General features: G+C 48.9%; 19 protein-coding genes. 9 read left to right on the top strand and 10 right to left on the bottom strand.

The features are described 5' to 3' along the window. Nucleotides 1-80 precede the first annotated feature (80 nt). Together AZ602_RS01010 and AZ602_RS01005 are read left to right on the top strand one after the other, a co-directional pair. Nucleotides 81-935, top strand: coding sequence for an SDR family oxidoreductase (locus AZ602_RS01010; RefSeq protein WP_103033295.1), 855 nt, complete (start codon nt 81-83; stop codon nt 933-935). A gap of 112 nt (nt 936-1047) precedes the next feature. Then, entirely contained in the window at nt 1048-2103 is a 1056-nt protein-coding gene (locus AZ602_RS01005; RefSeq protein WP_103033294.1) for a mechanosensitive ion channel family protein, read from the top strand. A 156-nt stretch (nt 2104-2259) separates the two neighbouring features. Here the strand turns inward: AZ602_RS01005 and AZ602_RS01000 are convergent, their stop codons facing one another. The 10 genes from AZ602_RS01000 to AZ602_RS00965 form a co-directional block, all read right to left on the bottom strand. After that, nucleotides 2260-2814, bottom strand: a complete 555-nt coding sequence (locus AZ602_RS01000) for a DNA-3-methyladenine glycosylase I (RefSeq protein ID WP_103033293.1) — start codon at nt 2812-2814, stop codon at nt 2260-2262. Between the two features lie 27 nt (nt 2815-2841). Beyond that, entirely contained in the window at nt 2842-3648 is an 807-nt protein-coding gene (gene cysE, locus AZ602_RS00995; protein ID WP_199174059.1) for a serine O-acetyltransferase, read from the bottom strand. Nucleotides 3649-3711: 63 nt separating this feature from the next. Next, nucleotides 3712-3849: a hypothetical protein gene (locus tag AZ602_RS10035; protein WP_158245100.1), complete on the bottom strand. Its 138-nt coding sequence runs from the start codon at nt 3847-3849 to the stop codon at nt 3712-3714. Next, entirely contained in the window at nt 3834-5039 is a 1206-nt protein-coding gene (locus tag AZ602_RS00990) for an iron-containing alcohol dehydrogenase (RefSeq protein WP_103033292.1), read from the bottom strand. Before AZ602_RS00990 ends, AZ602_RS10035 begins: the two co-directional genes overlap by 16 nt. Nucleotides 5040-5047: 8 nt before the next feature. Then, complete coding sequence (locus AZ602_RS00985; protein WP_227525130.1) at nt 5048-5686, bottom strand: hypothetical protein; 639 nt, start codon at nt 5684-5686, stop codon at nt 5048-5050. A 69-nt stretch (nt 5687-5755) separates the two neighbouring features. Continuing rightward, nucleotides 5756-7177, bottom strand: a complete 1422-nt coding sequence (locus tag AZ602_RS00980; protein WP_103033291.1) for a coniferyl aldehyde dehydrogenase — start codon at nt 7175-7177, stop codon at nt 5756-5758. A gap of 145 nt (nt 7178-7322) precedes the next feature. After that, the gene (locus tag AZ602_RS00975; protein WP_369803849.1) at nt 7323-8198 is read right to left on the bottom strand and encodes an RNA methyltransferase; all 876 of its coding nucleotides are present in this window, start codon (nt 8196-8198) and stop codon (nt 7323-7325) included. Further along, nucleotides 8195-11923, bottom strand: coding sequence for a DNA polymerase III subunit alpha (dnaE, locus tag AZ602_RS00970; protein WP_103033289.1), 3729 nt, complete (start codon nt 11921-11923; stop codon nt 8195-8197). The genes AZ602_RS00975 and dnaE overlap by 4 nt, the downstream gene beginning before the upstream one ends. A gap of 33 nt (nt 11924-11956) precedes the next feature. Next, nucleotides 11957-12094 (bottom strand): hypothetical protein, encoded by a 138-nt coding sequence (locus tag AZ602_RS10030; RefSeq protein WP_158245099.1) that lies wholly within the window; start codon nt 12092-12094, stop codon nt 11957-11959. Further along, nucleotides 12091-13233 (bottom strand): cupin domain-containing protein, encoded by a 1143-nt coding sequence (locus AZ602_RS00965; protein WP_103033288.1) that lies wholly within the window; start codon nt 13231-13233, stop codon nt 12091-12093. The genes AZ602_RS10030 and AZ602_RS00965 overlap by 4 nt, the downstream gene beginning before the upstream one ends. 301 nt (nt 13234-13534) lie before the next feature. On the opposite strand from AZ602_RS00965, the gene prmB reads away from it, so the two are divergent. The 7 genes from prmB (at nt 13535) to bamB (ending at nt 21263) form a co-directional block, all read left to right on the top strand. Continuing rightward, nucleotides 13535-14647, top strand: coding sequence for a 50S ribosomal protein L3 N(5)-glutamine methyltransferase (prmB, locus tag AZ602_RS00960; RefSeq protein ID WP_103033287.1), 1113 nt, complete (start codon nt 13535-13537; stop codon nt 14645-14647). A gap of 143 nt (nt 14648-14790) precedes the next feature. After that, entirely contained in the window at nt 14791-15972 is a 1182-nt protein-coding gene (rlmN, locus tag AZ602_RS00955; RefSeq protein ID WP_103033286.1) for a 23S rRNA (adenine(2503)-C(2))-methyltransferase RlmN, read from the top strand. 121 nt (nt 15973-16093) lie between these two features. Further along, nucleotides 16094-16687: a hypothetical protein gene (locus AZ602_RS00950; RefSeq protein WP_103033285.1), complete on the top strand. Its 594-nt coding sequence runs from the start codon at nt 16094-16096 to the stop codon at nt 16685-16687. 33 nt (nt 16688-16720) lie between these two features. Beyond that, nucleotides 16721-17839 carry a flavodoxin-dependent (E)-4-hydroxy-3-methylbut-2-enyl-diphosphate synthase gene (gene ispG, locus AZ602_RS00945; protein ID WP_078316991.1) on the top strand — a complete coding sequence of 373 codons (1119 nt, stop codon included), beginning with the start codon at nt 16721-16723 and terminating at the stop codon, nt 17837-17839. A gap of 30 nt (nt 17840-17869) precedes the next feature. Further along, a complete protein-coding gene (hisS, locus tag AZ602_RS00940) occupies nt 17870-19126 on the top strand; it encodes a histidine--tRNA ligase (protein WP_103033284.1) in 1257 nt (418 codons plus the stop codon). A 60-nt stretch (nt 19127-19186) separates the two neighbouring features. Next, the gene (locus tag AZ602_RS00935) at nt 19187-20005 is read left to right on the top strand and encodes a tetratricopeptide repeat protein (protein WP_103033283.1); all 819 of its coding nucleotides are present in this window, start codon (nt 19187-19189) and stop codon (nt 20003-20005) included. Nucleotides 20006-20087: 82 nt separating this feature from the next. Continuing rightward, nucleotides 20088-21263, top strand: a complete 1176-nt coding sequence (gene bamB, locus AZ602_RS00930; protein ID WP_103033282.1) for an outer membrane protein assembly factor BamB — start codon at nt 20088-20090, stop codon at nt 21261-21263. Nucleotides 21264-21328: the final 65 nt, after the last annotated feature.

The raw sequence follows: 21328 nt of genomic DNA, 5'->3' as shown, positions 1-21328 counted from the left end.
AGTTGCGATAAAATAGGCCATCTTTTCAATCAAAGCAAGCAGCTGATTGGATTTAATTTGATTATTTTGGTTATACATTGATGAAAAAACTCGAAGCATTGTTTTTAAAGGTGGATAAATTTGGCCGTGTGATCGCCAATCGCTTTAATAAAATTAAAGACCTAAATGACATCCGTGGCACAGGCGCTGGCAAAACCGTGCTGATCACGGGTGCCAGCTCTGGTCTTGGAGCGATGATGGCGCGCAAATTTGCCTTTTTGGGTTATGATTTGGCGATCTGCGCCCGTCGTTTGGAGCGACTCGATGCCATCAAAGCTGAGCTTGAGGGCGATTATGGCATCACGGTGCATACTGCGCGCTTGGATGTGACCGATTATGAGCAGATTTTTGAGGTGTTTAACGACTTTGCCACCAAAATCGGTAAGATCGATAAGATCATCGTCAATGCTGGCGTCGGCGACAGTCGCGTGATCGGCCATGGTCGATTTAACATCAACCGCGCCACAGCCGAAACCAACTTTATCGCTGCCATCGCTCAATGTGAAGCGGCGATGCAGATTTTTCGTGCCCAGAACAGCGGACAGCTTGTGGTGATCTCTAGCATGTCAGCGGTGCGTGGTCTGCCGCGTCATCTGACCACTTATGCAGCTGCCAAAGCTGGCTTGGCGCGTCTGGCCGAAGGCATCCGAGCGGATATGATCAAAGAAAAACTGCCCATCACCATCTCAACCATCTATCCGGGTTATGTGCGCACTGATCTGAATATCGGTGCCAAATATCTGCCATTCGAGGTTGAAGAAGACGAGGGTGCGGATGTGATCGTCAAGGCCATCGAAGCCAAAGTCGATGAGGCTTATGTGCCAGCATGGCCGTGGCTGCCGATCGGTCTTGGTATGAAATATCTGCCACTCAAACTGATCACCAAATTCATCTAAGCGATCATACGATGGCAATGAAGGCTTGTATTTACAAGCCTTTTGAGCTTTTTGGCTATCAATGATTTTATTTTAAATTGCAGAGTTTAATAAAGTGGATGACGGGTAAACTATGACACAAAGTAGCAACGATACCGTAGAGCGAACACAAACCGCGCAGGCTGTCACCGAGGCTGCCGAAGAAGCCAGACAAGCAGCTGAGACCGCCAAAGAAGTGGCTGCAGATGCTGCCAAATTGACCAAGGATACTTTGGAGCATGGCGCTAATGATACGCTGCAGTTTTTGGGCATTCCGATTGATATTAATACCTTGACACAGCTTGCGATTGATATGTCGGGTCGATTGGTGCTGGCGCTGCTGATTTTCTTTGTTGGTAAATGGATCGGCAAGCGTGTGGTACTCGTCGCCAAACATGTGATGGCAAGAAGTCGCTTGGATAATACGACTGCCAATTTTTTGGGTAATTTGCTGTACGGCTTGATGCTGGTGGCTGTGATTTTGGCAGCGCTCAATAAGCTTGGGGTGAACACCAACTCCTTTGTGGCGATCTTCGGTGCAGCTGGCGTGGCGATTGGTGTCTCGCTCAAAGATCAGCTGTCTAACTTGGCTGCAGGCGTGCTGATCGTGATTTTTCGTCCTTTTGGTCGCGGAGATGTCGTGGAAGTCGGCGGCCAAACTGGTACGGTGCTTGATATCACTTTGGTCAATACACGCATCCGCACCGCCAACAATCACGAGATCATCATTCCAAATGGTGACATCATGACCAGTGCCAGTGTCAACTATTCTTCGCTGCCGACGCGTCGCGTGGACATCGATGTCGGCATCGGCTATGATGCTGACATTCGCCATGCGCGCTCTGTCATGCTGTCATTGGCCAAGACGCACCCCAATGTGCTTGATACGCCAGAGCCAACGGTCATTGTGACTGCGCTCGCGGACAGTTCGGTGAATCTGAGCATGCGCGTGTGGGCGAATAATGATGATTGGTTTGGCGTGCAAGCAGAGCTGCTTGAACAGGTCAAATACGCCTTTGATGCCGAAGGTATCAGCATTCCATTTCCCAATCGCACCATTCAAATCGAGGGTTTGGATCGATCGATGCTTGAAAAGCTGCTTGCTCAGCATCACACGAATGATACCACCAAAAAAGATGCCGATGTCTGAGTCACTATCTGAGCCATAAAGCTTAAACTGATGACTCAACGCGTGTCATCAGTTTAAGCTTAGAATCAGCGCATGGCTAATCACTGGCTGATGGCGCTGATGGCGTCGATGGCTTAGTAATTTGAATAAACAAATCCAAGGCATCTGACACCGCCATTAGCGAAATTCACACTCCGCCACATGGTCATTGACCATCCCCACCGCCTGCATAAAGGCATAGCAGGTGGTGGCACCGACGAATTTAAAGCCGTCTTTTTTAAGCTGTTTGGCTAGGCGTACAGACACATCGGTCTGTGCAGGGATGTCGGAGAGTGCTGCAGGGCGGTTGTCAATGGGCTTGCCATCAGGTGTGGTGATGCCCCACAGATAGTCACTAAAGCTTTGCTGCTGTTTGATCGCCAGATATGCTTTGGCATTATTGATGATTGCCAAAATCTTGGCGCGATGGCGAATGACACCTGCATCTAGCATGAGTTCATCGACTTTAGCATCATCATAAGCAGCGATTTTGGTGGCATCAAAGCCATCAAACGCCCGATAATACCCATCACGACGCTTTAAAATGGTAATCCAGCTTAAGCCCGCCTGCATGGCTTCAAGGCACAGCATGGCAAATAAGGTGTCATCGTCATAGACAGGTTTGCCCCATTCATCATCATGATAAGCGATATAAATCGGGTCGGATAAGCACCAAGTGCAGCGGTTTTTCATCAGTTTTGTCTCAGCTTATTTGGCCACTTATATGACAAAGTCACTGACAGTATCCTCATTAAGCACCAACAGATCATCTTTACATAATGACTTGATCGATTTTGGCTTAAAATTTGGATCAAGTCGTTTGACTGCATCCATCAGCTCGCAGATTTGTTTGTCCTGGTCTTGGATGTGTGCAAGCAGAGCAGCGATGCTCGATGCCACAGGATCTTTGGCATTGGGCTTAAGTCCATAGGCGTTAAACAGATGCTCAGACTGCGCTTGGTGCTCGGTAGGGCTGGCTGGCTCTTCTTTGACGATCATGCGAGCAGCATTACCGACCATCGTCGCACCTGCTGGTACAGGCTTGACCACGACGGCATTTGAGCCGACTTTGGCATCGTCACCGACACTAAAACCACCCAAAATCTTCGCGCCTGCACCGACGACGACATTATTACCCAGTGTTGGATGGCGTTTTGCGCCTTTTTCCCATGATACACCGCCCAGTGTGACCCCGTGATACAAGGTCACATCATCGCCGATCTCGGCAGTCTCTCCGATTACCACACCCATGCCATGATCAATAAAAAATCGCTTGCCAATCTTGGCGGCAGGGTGAATCTCAATGCCTGTCGTGCAGCGGCTAAAATGCGATAATGCACGCGCCAAGAATTTTTGGTCACGCTGCCACAATGAGTGCGCACCGCGGTGCATGATACGGGCATGAATGCCTGGGTAGGTCAATAGTACTTCGGCCTTGGTTCGGGCAGCAGGGTCGCGCTCCAGTACGGCTTGTACATCGTCATCGATGGCGTCTTTTAGCTGACGCAATTTGGCAAAAATCGACATGGCGTTATCCTAACTCATCTGATTAACTATAGTGAACTATAGTAGCGATGAGATCGTTAATTATCAAGTCACTCTTGGGATATGGATGTGAAAATAATGACTAAAGGGCGTATTGTACGCCAGATACGCCCAAGCTTCAATCACAAGATGCATCAGATCGATAAACTTTGCCAACTTGCCATCAATCAGATGATCGTCCATTCGCCATGCCAAGCTTGGTGCAATAACTCGATCAAATCATCCAGTGTTGCTTCTTTTTGATTATAAATGATTGAGCCATCATTCAGTGCTTTTTTGGCGATGGCATCAAACTGCGAGATCTGTACCTGACCGGTCTGCTCAAGTGTATAAGGCAGACCTGTGCGTGCGTGCAACGACTGCTGAAGTGTGCGAATGTGACGAATCAGTACAGCGGCGCGCTGATCGGCTTTGGTCTGTAGATACACCGATTCACCAGCCAAAGGCAGTAGCAGTCGCCCAAGTCGCTCACCGTCGTGATCTTGATTATACGACAGCACCACTGGCAAAAAGATGTTCATACACACGCCGTGCGGCAGATGGGCGATGGCGCCAAGTCCATGACCGAGCGCATGCACGAGTCCCACCATCGAATTTGAAAACGCCATGCCTGCCATCGTCGCAGCGACAGCCAAGCCCAGTCGAGCATCACTGTCATCGGGTGTATCGAGTGTTTTGGGTAGATTTTTGGCGACAAGCTCAATGGCGCTGATGGCATAAGCATCACTCATCGGATTGTGCGCAAGTCCTGTATAAGCTTCGATGGCATGTGTCAGAGCATCCATCGCTGTCATCGCAGTCAGCCGTGGCGGCAGTGTCTTGGTCATGCGTGGGTCTAAGATGGCGATGTTTGGCAGTAGATGATAAGAGGCGAATGCGATTTTTTGTTGGGTAGCATCATCGCTGATGACTGCGACCATGGTGACTTCTGAGCCAGTGCCTGCGGTGGTTGGCACCACGAACAGTGGATTGAGTGGTTTTGACAGATTGTGCGCACCAGCATATGCCATCAGATCATCACCACCGAGGCTGACTAAGATATTGGCGGTCTTGGCGGTATCGATGACCGAGCCACCACCGACAGCTAAGATCGCTTGGCACTGATGTGTGCGATACGCTTGGCTGACTTGTTTGACCACTTGTAAGCTTGAATCACTTGGCACATCATCAACGATGCAGCCGATCTCAATATCCATCCCAACAAATGCCTGTAAAATCGGTGTCAAAAGACCATTTTGACGCACGCCTGCATCGGTGATGAGTAGCACACGGCGCACACCCAAAAGTGTAAGCTCAAATGGGATATTCTCAAGTGCCTGCTGACCTGCGATGATCTTGACAGGGCAATAAAATTCAAAATAATCGTGCATCACATGGCTCCTTAGGCAGACGGGTTGGTAGTTGAGTGACCAAAGACATATGATGCCAATAGTTTGCCGTAGATTTTTAGTGCATGGCCAAGCTTTTGGGGCAAACCAAGTGCATCAGGATAAGCTTTGATGGCTTTTCGTGCTAAGATTTTTGGCAAAATCACGCTCTCTAGGCGATTTAGGCAGCGCACTAAGATCACTGCCAAAGACACATCGCCATCGACCACCATGCGGTTATTGGCAAAGCCTGTGGCAGTGCTTTCTTTAAAGGATAGTATCTGATAAGCAAATCTTAAATGTTTAAAATAAATCTTTAGCGCTTTGTGATTGTCTGATTGATCCATATCTGCCAGACTGCCTAGCCACACCAGTCGTTTGGCATGACTGCGATCATCCATCAGCACCGACTGCACTTGGATGCCAAAGCCCAGTGGCGTGCCAAAGACGCTCATCATGATGATCAAATTCTCAGGTAGCTCACCGATCTCCTCTTGAATCACTGGATCAACATGGCTTGCCATCACAAGGCTGCGACCGACGACATCGAGCATCATGCCGACATAGCGATACTGAGACTTATACGCCAAATCAGGCTTGGGCGCCGGATGGATGGCGGCTGGTAGCTCTAGATTTTGGGTGGTATTTGACATGACGATCCTTGTGCATTATTGATTGATGGATAATGAATAAAGCAAAATTAAGATGATAAATTGACAATATTATCTTAAAAATAATCGCTCAATCCAAGTCAGCGCAAACTTACTGGCAAAAGGCGGCAAGATCAATCTTAAGCCAAAAATCTTGGGTGTGTACATCACCGAGCGAGCATGGCTAAAGCTATAAAACCCCTCAGGCCCATGGTATTTGCCCATGCCTGACGCACCGACACCGCCAAAGGGCAGATCATCCTGCGCCACATGAGTGACGACGCCATTTTGCCCGAAGTGTCCTGAATGTGTCCATTGGCGAATGTAGTCACCGCGCTGCTTGTTATAGTCAAAATAATACAGCGCCAACGGGCGATCGCCTTGATTGATGGTATGGATGACTTGGTCGATATCGTCGTATTCGATGATCGGCAAAATTGGGCCGAAAATCTCTTGTTGCATAATGAGCATCTCATCGCTCACTCCATGCACGATCGTCGGCGGAATCTTGCGGATGTCTTTGAGCATCTCATCGCTTTCATTGGCAGGATTGATGTGGATGATGGTCGCGCCTTTGGCAGCAGCATCGGTTAAGAGTTGCTGTAGTTTATCATATTGACGGGCGTGGATGATGCTGGTGTAGTCAGGATTTTTGGCAAGAGTGGGGTACATCTTGGCGACTTGTTTTTGGTAGCAGTCGATGAACTCATCAAGCTTGCCTCTGGGCAGATACAGATGATCGGGTGCTACGCAGGTTTGACCGGCATTCCACAGCTTACCAAAGGCAAGTCGCTCGGCGGCATCTGCCATTGGCATCGACTCATGAACGATGGCAGGCGATTTACCGCCCAGCTCAAGTAGCACAGGGGTGAGATTGGCAGCGGCTTGTTGCATGACGATGCGCCCAACTGCCGATGAGCCTGTGAAGATCAGCTTATCAAAGGGCAATTTACCAAAATGCTCAGAGATGTCATCGCCATAGACGACGGCAACTTGAGATGGCATGAATACTTCAGCTAAGGCGGACTTTAGGACTTTACCAAAATGCATCGATGCGCCAGAGAGCTTAACCATCGCCACATTGCCCGCTGCCAAAGCGCAGATCAGCGGACCCATCGATAGCACTAGTGGGTAATTCCAAGGCGTGATGATGCCGATGACGCCATAGGGTTCATAGCTGACATAGCCGCTGGCAGGCTGATGCAAGATGCCGATACGGCGTTTACTGGGGCGCATCCATCGTGACAGGTGTTTTTGGTAGTATTTGATTTGTTCGATGCAGGTGAGTAGTTCACCGATTTTGGATTCGGTCAAAGAGCGGTTGCCATAATCTTGATTGATGGCTTGGATCAGGGCGTCTTGATGCTTTAGTAGGGCGGATTTGAGCAGATCCAGTCTGTGCCGACGCTCGGCAGCGCTTGGGATTGGGTGCTTGGCAAAATACTGCTGTTGCTGCAACAGCAGCTCATCGAGCATGGCAGGCGTGGTGGTCATGGCAATCCCTCAATAATAATCCGTTTCGGCTATTTTAACCCCAAAAAACCCAGCGATGCAAGCGCGCTGATGCCGAATGACTGGATTTATCCATAACAGGGTGATGCAACCTATGGGTCAAGCCTTCGCCATGCTGCCATCAATATTAAGAATCCACAAGCTTATCTACTTTGGCGATCAATGCTCGAATCAGTGCATACTCTTTTTGGTCTAGCTGTAGTCGTGATGACAGCCGTGATAATCGGTACGGTAGGTGCTTTAGGTCGTCATCGTGGGCAAGATTGAGTTTTTTTAATAAGTCAATCGTTGCTGCGTTTAGACTCATCGCCTGAGCATGACTGATGGCAGGCTCATCCCATTGTCCACGGATGGTGATGTCAAGCGGATGGGTGATCTGTGGCGTGCCTTGGGTTTGTTTATTTGAATAAATACCTTGTACGCTATTTGTCTGTGCAATATCATCACAAGGATTTGAAAACTGTGCATAAATATTAGATGCGATGACCTGAATGGCACTGGCGACATTGAGCACGGGATACGCAGGGTTGGCAGGGATTTGGATATGATAATCCGCCTTGGCAAGCTCATCATTATTAAGCCCGTGATTTTCACGGCCAAATAAAATGGCAATGCGTGGTGTGATGACTGCATCATCAGACTGGTCGCTTGATGTATCTTGCACTGATAAATGCTGTGCCATCATCATAGCAGCAAAGGCAGGTGTCACGACAGGGCGTGGCATCTGACGACTGCGAGCGCTGGCAGCAAAAATCAGTGTACAATCGCTGAGCGCCTCATCAAGTGTGGCGGTGATGCGAGTATTAGCCAGTAGCTCTTGTGCCCCTGCGGCATTGGCAACACTGCTCTCATCAATCGGTAGGCGCGGATTAACCACCACCAAATCCGACAGCCCCATGGTGTGTAGCGCACGAGCTGCCGAGCCGATATTGGCAGGCAAGGTAGTCTCAACCATCACAATGCGGATGTGCGGCAGATAAGATGTCATCGTTTGTTTCATCAGCGAAATACCAGATTTTCAGCAGGGATGCTGGATTTTAGGGTGGCGATATTCTCATCGCTTGGATAAATGCGCAGACGATCATTCACCAGTACGCGTCCGATACAGCATGCGTCATAGACATACAGATTGATTGGTACGCACAGATCACCTTGTTGATGGGCATCATAATCTTCATCGTTAGCGCCCATATGGCTGCCGCGGAGTAGGGCAGCTGGCGGTGGGCGATTTTCTTTTAATAGACTTAAGATGGCATCAAGCTGTTGGCTGTCGTGACTTGGCAGCTTCAGATGAATTTCTTTGAGCCTGCGAATGCGCGCCTGTTCGATGGGTTCGACATGCAAAAGACGGGTAAAGATGCGGCCATCATCACTTTCGCGAACGCTGATTTTGGCGATGACGATATTGGCGATGGTCATAAACTGTCGTTCGCCTTTGCTATTAAAATCTGGCTCATATTCTTCATTGATACCAGGTAATCTCTTGCCTGGGGTGAGAATGTCTTTGAATTTCTTAAAGGTATCAGAATAGCAGCTGATCTCTAGGCGGCCTTTGCCATCATCGATCTTCACGACAATGCGCTCCCCAAAAAACGCCACATCAAATATCAGCCCTGCAATCCAAGCGTGGCCGCCTTTGCCTGTGTCTTTGAGATCCAATATGCTGCTGACGGTGGTGTATAGGGGTAGCTCACTGCGATATTCATCGAGTGGATGGCCAGTCAAATACAGGCCAATAGTCTGCTGTTCGTAGCGCAGACGATCTTGAGGCTGCCAAAATACCTCTTCAAGCTCTGGCGCGACGAACAGAGTATCATCAAATTCAGCAAACAGATCCATCGTGCCAGTGAGCTGATTTTGGCGGTTCTGATCGGCGGCAGCCATCGCCTCAGGCAGCTGTCGCCACAGACCGCGGCGAATCTGATACGAATGATCAAAATCTTCACCAAGATAATGTGGCTTTAGGGTTTCTGCCAGCACATCAAAGCAGCCTGCCTTAATCAATGCTTCCAAAGATCGCTTGCCGACTTTTTTGATGTCCACACGATTACAAAAATCAAATAAGTCCTTAAATGGCCCATCACGACGCGCCGCGACGATGCTGTTGACTGCTTCTTCGCCCACGCCTTTGACCGCGCCTAGGCCATAGACGATGGTTTTGCTGTCGCGCACGACAAATTTCCACTGGCTATGATTGACACTCGGTGGAATGATGTTTAGGCCAAAGTTATCGCGGCAGTCTGATAATAAGAACACCACCTGATCGGTGTCATCCATTTCAGAGGTGAGTACTGCCGCCATAAATTCAGCAGGATAATAGTGCTTAAGGTATGCTGTCTGATAGGCAAGCACCCCATAGGCAGCCGAGTGCGATTTGTTAAAGCCGTAGCCTGCGAATTTTTCGACCAAATCAAAGATCTGCGCCGCCAAACCGCCATCGATATTCTGACCGATCGCGCCATCGACGAACAATGATCGCTGCTTGGCCATCTCTTCGGGTTTTTTCTTACCCATCGCACGGCGTAGCATGTCGGCACCGCCTAGCGTATAACCTGCTAAGACCTGTGCGATCTGCATCACTTGCTCTTGATAGACGATGACGCCATAGGTGGATTCTAAAGGCGGCTGCAACAGCTCATGTTGAAACTGCGGATGCGGATAAGCGACTTCTTGGATGCCGTGTTTACGCTCAATAAAGTCCGACACCATGCCTGATTCGAGCGGCCCTGGGCGATACAGCGCGCACATCGCGATGACATCTTCGATATTCGATGGCTTAAGCTGCGCTAGGTATTTTTTCATCCCTGAGCTTTCAAGCTGAAATACCGCAGAGGTCTTGGCTTCTTGGAGTACTGAGCTATAGACATCGGCATCATCAAGCGGCAGTGTCTCAAGATCGATCGGCGGCTGGCCGAGCGCTTGGCGCGTTTGGTTAATGTTATCGACCGCTGCTTGGATGACGGTTAGGTTTCTAAGACCCAAAAAGTCAAATTTCACCAAGCCGACTGCTTCGACATCGTCCTTATCAAACTGGCTGACAGGATGACCTTCGTCGTCACAATACACCGCACTAAAATCGCTGATACGATTTGGGGCAATCAGTACACCGCCTGCGTGCTTACCGACATTGCGCGTGATGCCTTCTAATTTTTTTGACATCTCCCAAATCTCAAGCGCCAGCTCATGATCGGGGGCGTCAGGATTGGTGAGCAACTCTTTGAGCTGCGGCTCTTGTTCCATCGCCTCATCTAGCTTAATGCCGGGGGTTTTTGGGATCAGCTTTGAGATGCGATCGCCCAGACCAAAGGGCTTGCCCTGAACGCGCGTCACATCACGCACCACCGCGCGAGCCGCCATCGTACCAAAAGTGATGATCTGGCTCACCGCTTGGCGACCATAAGTGCGCGCCACATAGTCGATGACGCGGTCACGACCTTCGATACAAAAGTCGATATCAAAGTCAGGCATCGAGACGCGTTCAGGATTCAAGAATCGTTCAAACAGCAAGTCGTAACGAAGCGGGTCAAGGTCGGTGATGTTCAGTGCATAAGCAACGAGCGAGCCTGCACCCGAGCCACGACCCGGTCCAACAGGGACGCCATTGGCTTTAGCCCAGCGGATAAAGTCCATAACGATCAGAAAATACCCTGGGAATCCCATTTTTAGGATAATGTCAATCTCGTATTCTAGTCGTTCATCATAGGGCTTACGGATCTCTGGCCAATCATCACCGCGCTCATCGATCGGATAGAGCTTATCTAGGCGTTTGTTCAGACCATCGGCGGATGTCTTACGAAAAAATGTCTCAATCGTATCGCCTTCGGGAATCGGAAAATCAGGCAAGACATTGATGCCAAGCGTCAGCGTGACATTGCAGCGAGACGCCAAGCGATTGGTATTTTCGATGGCTTCTGGCAAATCAGCAAATAGCTCTGCCATCTCATCTTGACTCTTAAAATACTGTAGCTCGGTGTAGTCATGCGGCCGCTTGTCATCGCTCAGCAAATAGCCGTTTGCGATACATACCCGCGCCTCGTGAGCATCAAAGTCGGTGCTTGCGATGTTGTTTTTGTCATTGGCATCAATCGGGCTTGGGTTGATGAAACGCACATCATTATGCGCCACGATGGCGATGCCAAGCTTGGCTGCTTGAATGATGGCATTTTGATTGAAACGATCATCACCAGTTTTGACGCGGCGGATGCCGATGTATAAGCGATCGCCAAATACTTCTTGCCATGCTTGTAACAGCGGCAGGGCATTGTCTGGGTGATTGCCCAATAAAGACAGCGCGATCTCAGAGCGATGGGTGAGAATGGCGATCAAGCCATCACTGTATTGGCTAAGCGCGTGTTTGGTAATGACAGGTGTTTCAAACAGCACCGAGCCATTATCATTCATCGGACGGTTGGTGTAGGCATCTGAGATCAAGCGCATCAGATTTTGATAGCCTTGATTGTTCATGGCATATAAAATCACGCTGTGACGCGCATCGGCAGCATCTTTGTCGATGGCATCGCCGATGACCACCTCAGCACCCAAAATTGGCTTAATGCCAGCACCGATGCAGGCTTTATAAAATTTGACTGCAGCGAACATATTGTTCCAGTCGGCAAGCGCAAGCGTGGTCTGACCGTCATTAGCGGCGGCCTTGATCAGCTCTTTGATGCGAACGATCGAATCGATGATGGCATATTCGCTGCGAATGCCCAAATGCACAAATGACATAATCTGTTCTTATAAAAATGAAAATGAATAAAATCAGCTTGATTCTGCTGTGCTAAGTACAGGGACCGGATTGGTCGGTTGGTTGTTGTTTTGATGTCTTAAAAATAACAACGCCGCAATCAGCATCAGAGCCATGATGATCAACACCGCTCGAAGTACGCGCATTTTCATACCATCACCAGCCAGTTGTCATTGAGCCATTGGCTTAGGGTTTGTAACTTCTCGTCATCCACATCACCATCCCCAATCACCTCGCCTGCGATCAGTCGTTCAAACAGCGCCAAAGCCTCAGCATCAAAGCTGACACACTCGCCATTGACATACCAAGCAGCACCTTTGCGCACGAAGCGGCAGGCAGGATTTAGCATCACAGCCTCGCCATCGGACAGGCGATCACTTAGCTCATCTGCACTCAGCTCATCTTCAAAGGCCAGCAGCTCATACTGTCGCTTGGAGACCAGCTCAGCGATGGCATCAGCAAACAGCGCATCGCCTGCTTTGGAATTTAGTAGATCTAAGACGGCTTTTTTCATGGCTTGGATGCTGTCATCACTCAGCTCAAAGGCGTCATCTTGCAGAGCTTGAGGCAAAGTCAGCACACGAAACAGCTCGCTGTGGTTGGTGGCAACATCGGCGATCTCATCGATGATCTGCACCAGATTTGGGCGACGAAAGCCAAAAGAAAAAGTCAAGCAGTCGTTTTGGGCAATACCATGATGGCTAAGTCCTGGTGGCACATACAGCACATCACCAGCCTCAAGCACTTCATCAAAAATAATCTGCCCCATATCATCCAGCAAGCGAATCGGCTGATCAGGCACAAAGGGCGTGTCAGCATCGCACATCTTTCCCAATATCCAGCGACGCGCGCCAAATCCTTGCGCCAAAAACACATCATATTCATCATAATGCGCGCCCACCGAACCGCCTTCGGGCGCGACCGACACCATGATGTCGTCTTGTTGCCATTTTGGAATAAAATCAAAATGCGACCACAGCTCACCAAGCTCAGGCGACCACTGTTCCAAATTCTGCACCAAAATCGTCCACAGCGTCGGTGCTTGATCGATATCTTCTTCGCTCAGTGGCGATTGTTTAAGCGACCATTGATCGGGATTGGCATCATCTTGGCTAATCAGACGCGCTGATACGCCATCTTCGAGCGCAAGGCCAAGCACATCTTCTGGCTCAAACATACCCACCAAAGCAGGCAGGCCGCCTTTGATCAAAAGCGGTTTTTTTTGCCAATAGTCAGCCAAAAAAGTCTCGGCGCTCATGCCATCAGGCAAACAAAAGTCACTATGTTTCATCATTTAATCTCTAAATCTGGTCTAATCCAAAAACTTAGCTTGGGTCAATGCGCATAGTGTAGCAATTTTTCGACTTAAAGCCAAACGCATTCCATCAAAGTTGGCTAAATTGGCCAAAATTCACTTTCATTCCGTGTTTATTGAGCATCTACTGACCAATTGCTTGGAAAATTCGTGCTTTTATTGATAAATTTCATTATAATAAAGTCATTTGACTCCATAAAGCGGCCATCAAAACGCCAAAATTTGCCATCAAATCCACAGGGATGTGATAGCTGACTTTCATCATTTAAGGTAATTTATGTCACAATTTAATGAAATTGCAAATCATGACGACTTAGCAGACCATGAATTTGAATACACACCCAGTGAAAATGGCGAGCTGACCCAAGCGGACATCGCTGCTTTGTATGCAGAGCTTGGTGAGGCCGAACAAGCTTTGGTGACGATTCGCGATTTTATCCGCTTTGTGGTGACCAAGCTGCGCCAATATGATGTGGTAGTGGCACAAGGCACAACCGATGAATTTGCTGAAGCAGCAGCGATTGTGCTGCATTCGCTGTCGCTTGAGTGGTCGGCCGATGAACAGATTTTAGAATGTAAACTCACCCCAAGCGAAAAACAACAAGTCTTAACGCTATTATCCGAGCGTATCATTCAGCGTAAGCCTTTGAGTTATTTGATTAATCTGGCGTATTTCTGCAATTTGCCATTTTATGTTGATGAGCGCGTTTTGATCCCACGCTCACCGATCGCTGAGTTGATCCAACAAAAATTTTATCCGTATTTTGATGTCGATGATGTGCGCAAGTCGAAGTTTTTTCATCATGGCTTGGAAGAGTCGCAACTGGCCGCACCTGAACGCATTTTGGATTTATGTACAGGGTCAGGCTGTATCGCCATCGCACTGGCTAAGGCATTTCCTGATGCCAATGTCGATGCTACCGACATTGACAAAGATGCGCTTGAGGTGGCATGGACGAATGTTGAGCATCATGAGCTTGAGCATCAGGTGAATTTGCTTGAGTCGGACTTGTTTGCCAAATTGCCTGCTGAGAATCAATATGAGCTGATCGTCACCAATCCACCGTATGTGGATGCTGCGATCATGGCAGAGTTGCCACCTGAGTTTTTGCACGAACCTGAGCATGCGCTGGCAGCAGGTCAAGACGGTTTGGATCTGGTGCATCAAATCCTGCATGATGCGCCAGATTATCTGACACGCGATGGCTTGCTCGTCTGTGAGGTTGGTGATAGTGAATGGGCGCTGCGCCAAGCGTATCCTGAGATTCAGTTTGATTGGCTGACCTTTGAAAAAGGCGGTAGCGGTGTGTTTGCCATCACTTGTGAAGAGCTGCTTGAGTACCGCGAGGATTTCGCGCGTCAAGTTGCACGCGTCAAAGCCATGGCGTGATGATGGCCGATCAATGCATTGATCGCTTAAGCCTTAACAAAACCCACAATGATGTCTGGCTGTGCCGATGTGGTGCAGCGCATGACTTTGACAAAATTTTTGGGTATAATAGTGCGTTTAATTGTTGATATAGAAGAAACTTTGTGAACAAAATTCCTGTCATTCATACACCTGATGTCAATAGCGACACTCAAGCTAAAATCAATCTTTTGGGTATGTCAAAAGATGAGCTTGCCGCTTTTTTTGTCAGTATTGGCGAAAAGCCATTTCGAGCGACGCAGGTGATGAAGTGGATTTATCAATTTGGCGTGACCGATTTTTTTGAGATGACCAATATCTCAAAAAAACTGCAACAGCGTCTGCATGACACAGCCTGCGTCACGCCACCGACGGTGAAATATAAGGAATTTAGCCAAGATGGTACGCGTAAGTGGGTGTTTGAGGTTGCTGGCGGCTCGCTGGTTGAGACAGTGCTGATTCCAGCCGATGACAATAAGCAATTTGGGCGTAAGACTTTATGTATCTCAAGCCAAGTTGGCTGCGCTTTGGACTGCTCATTTTGTAGTACAGGTAAACAAGGCTTTGAGCGTGATTTGACACCAAGTGAGATCATCGGTCAGTTATGGGTCGCCAACCAGTCCTATATGGAAGATGTCGCCCCGACCGAGCGTGAGAACCGTGTGACCAATGTCGTCATGATGGGTATGGGTGAGCCACTACTCAACTACCAGCCTGTGGTGGCATCGATGTCTTTGATGCTTGATGATCATGCGTTTGGCTTATCCAAGCGTCGTGTGACACTCTCAACATCGGGCGTTGTGCCAAAGATGTATGATCTTGCCAAAGACATTGATGTGGCGCTTGCCATCAGTCTGCACGCACCCAATGATGAGCTACGCAATGAGCTGGTACCGATTAACAAAAAATACCCACTGTCTGAACTCATCGCCGCCGCCAAAGCTTATGTTTATGATGAAAATCCCCGCCACAAAAAACACGTCACCATCGAATATGTAATGCTTGCAGGCGTGAATGACAGTGATGAGCACGCAAGACAGCTGGTGGCGCTACTCAAAGATTTGCCAAGTAAGATTAATCTGATTCCGTTTAATCCATTTCCGCATGCACCGTATGACCGCTCAAGCAATAACCGCATCCATGCGTTTAGCAATATTCTTAATAACGCAGGCTTTGTCTGTACCATTCGTCAGACGCGTGGCGATGATATTGATGCAGCGTGTGGGCAGTTGGTCGGACAAGTGGCGGATCGCACACGCCGAGCCAAAAAATGGCAAGAAAGTATTGAAAGACGCCAACAATCCTGACTGGCTTGGGATTGATCCGTGGCGTCATACAGCCGTGCGCTTTGGTGGCATTGGTTGGCTTTAAAGATGGCTTGTGTTTTGGTGGCGGTCAGTGTTTTGGGTTTTTATAGTGAGGTTGGTGATGCACCGTGCTAAGATGATGATGGTGATGCTGCCACTCTTGGCTGCCTGCCAAAGTATGCTGCCAGTATCCGCAGCTAAGCAGGATTTGGCGCGCATTCGCACCGAGATTGCGCTACAATACCTACAAGCAGGGCAGTTGGATCTGGCGATGCAGCAGACTCAGATGGCGCTGGATGCAGATCCCAACCATGCAAAAGCCATCGGTGTGATGGCACGCGTGTACCAAAGTGATGGCAGTGTTGCCAATCTTGAAAAAGCACGCCAGCTATACCAAAAAGCACTGGCAATGGATGATACAGATATGGCGCTACATCACCAATATGCGATGTTTTTGACCGCCCAAAAAGAGTATCAGGCAGCGATTGAGCATTTTGGTATTGCAGGTGAGCATATCGGCTATGCTGATCGGGTGATTGCCTTGGAGAATTTGGCTTATCTCAAGGTCGAGCAAGTGCGTATGCTGCCCACAGACGCTCATTATCAGGCTGCCATTTTGGCCATTGATCGCGCCATCAGTGCAGGTAGTCAGCTTGGTGATCAGATGCGCCAGACGCTCAGTGCTTATTGGCTAAGTACGCATCACAGCCATTAAATTCATTAACAAAACTAAAAAGCGTGAACAACTATGTCAGCACATAATCCAATCAAACGCCGCCCAACCAAAAAAATCCATGTCGGCAATGTCGCCATCGGTGGTGATGCACCGATCAGTGTGCAGAGTATGACCAATACCAACACCTGCGATGTGGCGGCGACGGTGGCGCAGATTCAGCGATGTGTCGATGCCGGTGCTGATTTGATGCGTGTGTCCACTCCGACGATGGAGAGTGTGGCAGCCTTTGCTGACATCAAAAAGCAAGTCAGTGTGCCTTTGATTGCTGATATTCATTTTGATTATAAGATTGCTTTGGCGGTGGCGGATGCTGGCGCTGACTGCCTGCGTATCAACCCAGGTAATATCGGCAATGACGCCAAAGTGCGTGAAGTGGTGGCGGCTGCTCGTCATCATAATGTGCCGATTCGCATCGGGGTGAATGCAGGTTCGCTCGAAAAAGATTTACAAAAAAAATACGGAGAACCGACAGGCGAAGCGATGCTTGAATCAGCACTTCGCCATATTGATATTTTAGAAAAATTGGATTTTCAAAATTATAAAATCTCGGTCAAAGCATCCAATGTGTTTTTGACACTGGATGCCTATCGTCTGATTTCAGCGCAGATTGATAATCCGCTGCATCTGGGGGTGACTGAGGCAGGCGTGTACCGTACAGGCACGGTCAAATCGGCGATTGCATTGGGCGGTCTACTCTTGGATGGCATTGGCGATACCATGCGTATTTCGCTTGCTGCTGAGCCTGAAGAAGAGATTAAGATTGGCTTTGATATCCTAAAATCACTTGGCATTCGCTCAAATGGCGTGAATTTCATTGCGTGCCCTAGCTGCAGCCGTCAAGAGTTTGATGTCATCCGTGTGATGAATGAGCTTGAGGCACGCCTAGAAGATGTGCGTGAGCCGCTGGATTTGTCGGTGATTGGCTGTAAAGTCAATGGGCCGGGTGAAGCCAAAGAAGCGACCATCGGTGTCGTCGGTGCTAGCCCAAATAGCCTGGTGTATCGTAATGGCGCCAAGAGCCATTTGATTGACACGACCAAGCTAGTCGATGAAATCGAAGCAATGGTACGAGCGCAGGTCAAAGAAATCCAAGAAGCGCGCGCCAATGAGATTTTGCGTGTGCAAGGCTGATTAAAATATTTAAAATAAGAAGGGTTACTAATGAGTAAAATTACCGCCATCAAAGGCTTTAATGATGTCTTACCAAGCGATAGCCCAAATTGGCGTCGCCTAGAAGCCAAATTAATCGGTGTGCTAGACAGCTATGGCTTTAGCCAAATTCGCCTGCCAATTGTCGAGGAAACTCAGCTATTTGCCCGCGGTGTGGGTGAGGCGACCGACATCGTCGAAAAAGAGATGTACAGCTTTTTTGATAAAAGTGAACCACCAACCCCGCTGACGCTACGCCCTGAAGGGACGGCAGGTGCGGTGCGTGCCGTAGTTGAGCATAATCTGACTCGTGGCGATACACCAAAATTATGGTACATCGGACCAATGTTTCGCTATGAACGCCCACAAAAAGGTCGTTATCGTCAGTTTCACCAGTTGGGCGTGGAGTGCTTTGGTAGCGAGCTGCCTGATGCGGATGCTGAATTGATTGCGATGACTCATCGTATGTGGCAGGTGCTTGGTATCGACCATGAAGTCACGCTACAGCTGAACACGTTGGGTGAGGCTGATGAGCGTATGGCATACAAGGCGGCTTTGGTTGAGTATTTGACGGCACACAAAGACAGTCTGGATGAAGATTCGCAGCGTCGTCTTAGCACTAATCCACTGCGTATTCTAGATTCAAAAGATGCCAAAACTCAAGAAATCCTACAAAATGCCCCAAAGCTCAGCGACTTTTTGGGTGAAGCAACCAAAGCACACTTTGAACAGGTACAAGCTTATCTGACGGCACTTGGCATCGGCTTTGAAATTAATGAAAAACTTGTGCGTGGTTTGGATTATTATAATAAGACCGTGTTTGAATGGGTGACGGATAAACTTGGCTCACAAGCCACCGTCTGTGGTGGCGGTCGCTATGATGGCTTGATTGGTATTATCAAGGGTAAGCCTGAGCAATCTGAGCCTGCGGTGGGCTTTGCGATGGGACTGGAGCGTTTATTACTACTTATCGAAGCGGTGAATCCATTTGCACCACAAAGCGAGTGCGATGTCTTTGTGATTGCACACCCTGATTATTTCATTCATGGTGTGCAATATGCCAATGCACTGCGAGTAGCACGGCCAAATCTGCGTGTCAAAATGGCCAGCGCCACAAGCTTAAAAGCACAAATGAAAAAAGCTGATAAATCAGGTGCAGCGCACACCGTCATCCTTGCCGAAGATGAAGTGGCAACCGGTGAAATCACTATCAAAACCATGGCGACAGGCGAGCAGCACAGACAGCCGAATGGCTATTATTTTGGATAACTAGCGACAGTGTCACTGCGATATGCTATAATGGCTTGATATTAACTTTAGAGTATAACAATGACAGAAAATTCAAATAAGGCAGACTCGTCACTGAATGCATTAAAGCAGCATGGCGAGAAGATCATCTACGCTGTGCTAGTGGTGTTGGCGGTGTTTTTTGGTTGGCAATATTACCAAAAAAATTACGCCAAGATCGACACCGTCGCAGCGGATGCCTATACCAGCATCTCGACCCGTGATGAGCAACTGCTACTATCTGCCAATAATCCATCACTGGATGACGCTGCCCAAAAGCAACTGGCTGATGAAGAAGCTAAACTGCTGGCAGACATCGACTCGTTGGTCGCGGAACATGGTGACACTGTCTATGCATGGCAGGCGCTGATGATCAAGGCGCGCCATCAGACGGATAATGATGATTTGGCAGGTGCGGTCACGACGCTCAATCAAGCAGCTGTGATTGATCTTGATGATGAAGGCCTGCTTGCCATGACTAAGATTCGCTATGCCCGCGCGATGCTTGCCAATAACGACATCGATGGTGCGCTTGCGGTGGCAAATGAGAGTATGCCAGAGGCGTTTGAGCCATCACGCCAAGAGCTGTTGGGTGATGTGTATCTTGCCAAAAATGACAGTGAAAATGCCAAAAAAGCCTATTTGGCTGCCTGGGATGTGCTTCGTGAGCGCCAAGAAAATCGCGCGGTATTGGCTTTAAAACTACAATCCTTGGGCGTGACCGTTGAACCAATTGAAGTGCCGATGGTTGTGGCGAATGAGCCTACCGATAATAATGCTGTGGCGACTGCAGAGGCAACCATGGTCGAACAAGTGTCAGAGCCTGCTGACACACAAACTACACAAAGCGGCAATCCGTGATTAGTAACGACATTTTATAATGAGCGATGATGACCATCGGCATCACCAGTTTTGAATAGTATTTAAAAATTAAGGACATCTTATGTATCAGCGCTATATGAAAACAGCATTGGTCGCGGCTTTGGCAGTGGCGATGGTCGGTTGTGGTACCAAAAGTATCAAGCCCACCGAGCGTAAACCTGCTAAACTGACGAGCATCCAAGCACCAGTTTCAGTATTAAACCAGGTAGCGAGCGTGCGTTTGGATACAGGCAAATCCACTTTGGGTCGCAGTCGCGCCAAGGCAAAAGATGTCATCGACTTGCAGGTCGCACCAGTTGCCAATGGTTTTATCGCTGCCAGTCGCGGCGGTGTGGTCAGTGCTGTGATCAATGGCGCGACAGCATGGCAGCTGAATGTGGGTGATGCCATCACCAGTGCTGTTGGTATTGATGCTGCTGGCAGTACTGCTGTCGTCGGCACGCGCTCAGGCAAGATCATCGCCATCGATGCACAAACTGGCACACAGCGCTGGGCGGCAGATTTGTCCGCAAGTAGCCTTGCGCCTGCATTGGTCATGAGTGATCGCGTGATCGTCACAACCAATGGTGGTGCAGCCATCGGCTTGGATATCGCCACGGGCAACAGCATTTGGCAATACCATACTCAGGCACCGAATACCAGCGTACGCGGCATGGCCAAGCCTTTGCAAATTGATGCGCGTACGGTATTGGTTGGTGCTTCTGATGGCCGCATTCATGCCATTGACAGCATCACAGGTGCGCCGCAGTGGGTGCGCCGTGTCGGTCTGGCCAGTGGCGTGGGTGAGATCAGTAAACTGCGCGATGTCGATGCTGCTCCGACCGTGGCTGGTAGTCATCTGTATGCTGCTAGCTACAGCGGTCAGCTTGCTGGATTTGACATGAGTACAGGTCGCACATTGTTCATCAGTAAGTTGGCCAGCACCGATGCACTGACTGTGCTAGGCAGCGCTGTGATTGGCAGTAGTATTGATGGCGAGGTCGTGGCCTTTGATCGCTTAACAGGTGATCAGCTATGGCAAAATGATGAACTGAAGTATCGCGGTCTGACCAACCCTGTGACCATTGGCCAGCACATTGCCGTTGGTGATCAACAAGGTGTAATCCATGTGCTAAATGCCAGCGGCCAAATCATCAGCCGTGTCAGCACCAAAGGTGAGCTAACCAGCCTAAATGTGGTTAATAATCGCCTTTATGCGCAGTCAACCGATGGGATTGTGAGTATTTATCAGTTCTAAGTTGATCTGCTGAGGCGCTCCTTTGCTGTCACATGATGGCAAAGGTTTTGCTGTTTTTAAAATTT

The sequence above is a fragment of the Moraxella sp. RCAD0137 genome (assembly GCF_002894025.1).
GTDB classification, from domain to species: domain Bacteria; phylum Pseudomonadota; class Gammaproteobacteria; order Pseudomonadales; family Moraxellaceae; genus Moraxella; species Moraxella porci.
Note: the sequence above shows the minus strand (reverse complement) of the source record. Positions and strands in the feature narration are given on the sequence as shown.

Coding starts and splice junctions, on each gene's coding strand:
- AZ602_RS01010 (WP_103033295.1), top strand. CDS start 81: ATGAAAAAACTCGAAGCATTGTTTTTAAAGGTGGATAAATTTGGCCGT.
- AZ602_RS01005 (WP_103033294.1), top strand. CDS start 1,048: ATGACACAAAGTAGCAACGATACCGTAGAGCGAACACAAACCGCGCAG.
- AZ602_RS01000 (WP_103033293.1), bottom strand. CDS start 2,814: ATGAAAAACCGCTGCACTTGGTGCTTATCCGACCCGATTTATATCGCT.
- cysE (WP_199174059.1), bottom strand. CDS start 3,648: ATGTCGATTTTTGCCAAATTGCGTCAGCTAAAAGACGCCATCGATGAC.
- AZ602_RS10035 (WP_158245100.1), bottom strand. CDS start 3,849: ATGGACGATCATCTGATTGATGGCAAGTTGGCAAAGTTTATCGATCTG.
- AZ602_RS00985 (WP_227525130.1), bottom strand. CDS start 5,686: ATGTCAAATACCACCCAAAATCTAGAGCTACCAGCCGCCATCCATCCG.
- AZ602_RS00980 (WP_103033291.1), bottom strand. CDS start 7,177: ATGACCACCACGCCTGCCATGCTCGATGAGCTGCTGTTGCAGCAACAG.
- dnaE (WP_103033289.1), bottom strand. CDS start 11,923: ATGTCATTTGTGCATTTGGGCATTCGCAGCGAATATGCCATCATCGAT.
- AZ602_RS10030 (WP_158245099.1), bottom strand. CDS start 12,094: ATGAAAATGCGCGTACTTCGAGCGGTGTTGATCATCATGGCTCTGATG.
- AZ602_RS00965 (WP_103033288.1), bottom strand. CDS start 13,233: ATGAAACATAGTGACTTTTGTTTGCCTGATGGCATGAGCGCCGAGACT.
- prmB (WP_103033287.1), top strand. CDS start 13,535: ATGTCACAATTTAATGAAATTGCAAATCATGACGACTTAGCAGACCAT.
- AZ602_RS00950 (WP_103033285.1), top strand. CDS start 16,094: ATGCACCGTGCTAAGATGATGATGGTGATGCTGCCACTCTTGGCTGCC.
- ispG (WP_078316991.1), top strand. CDS start 16,721: ATGTCAGCACATAATCCAATCAAACGCCGCCCAACCAAAAAAATCCAT.
- hisS (WP_103033284.1), top strand. CDS start 17,870: ATGAGTAAAATTACCGCCATCAAAGGCTTTAATGATGTCTTACCAAGC.
- AZ602_RS00935 (WP_103033283.1), top strand. CDS start 19,187: ATGACAGAAAATTCAAATAAGGCAGACTCGTCACTGAATGCATTAAAG.
- bamB (WP_103033282.1), top strand. CDS start 20,088: ATGTATCAGCGCTATATGAAAACAGCATTGGTCGCGGCTTTGGCAGTG.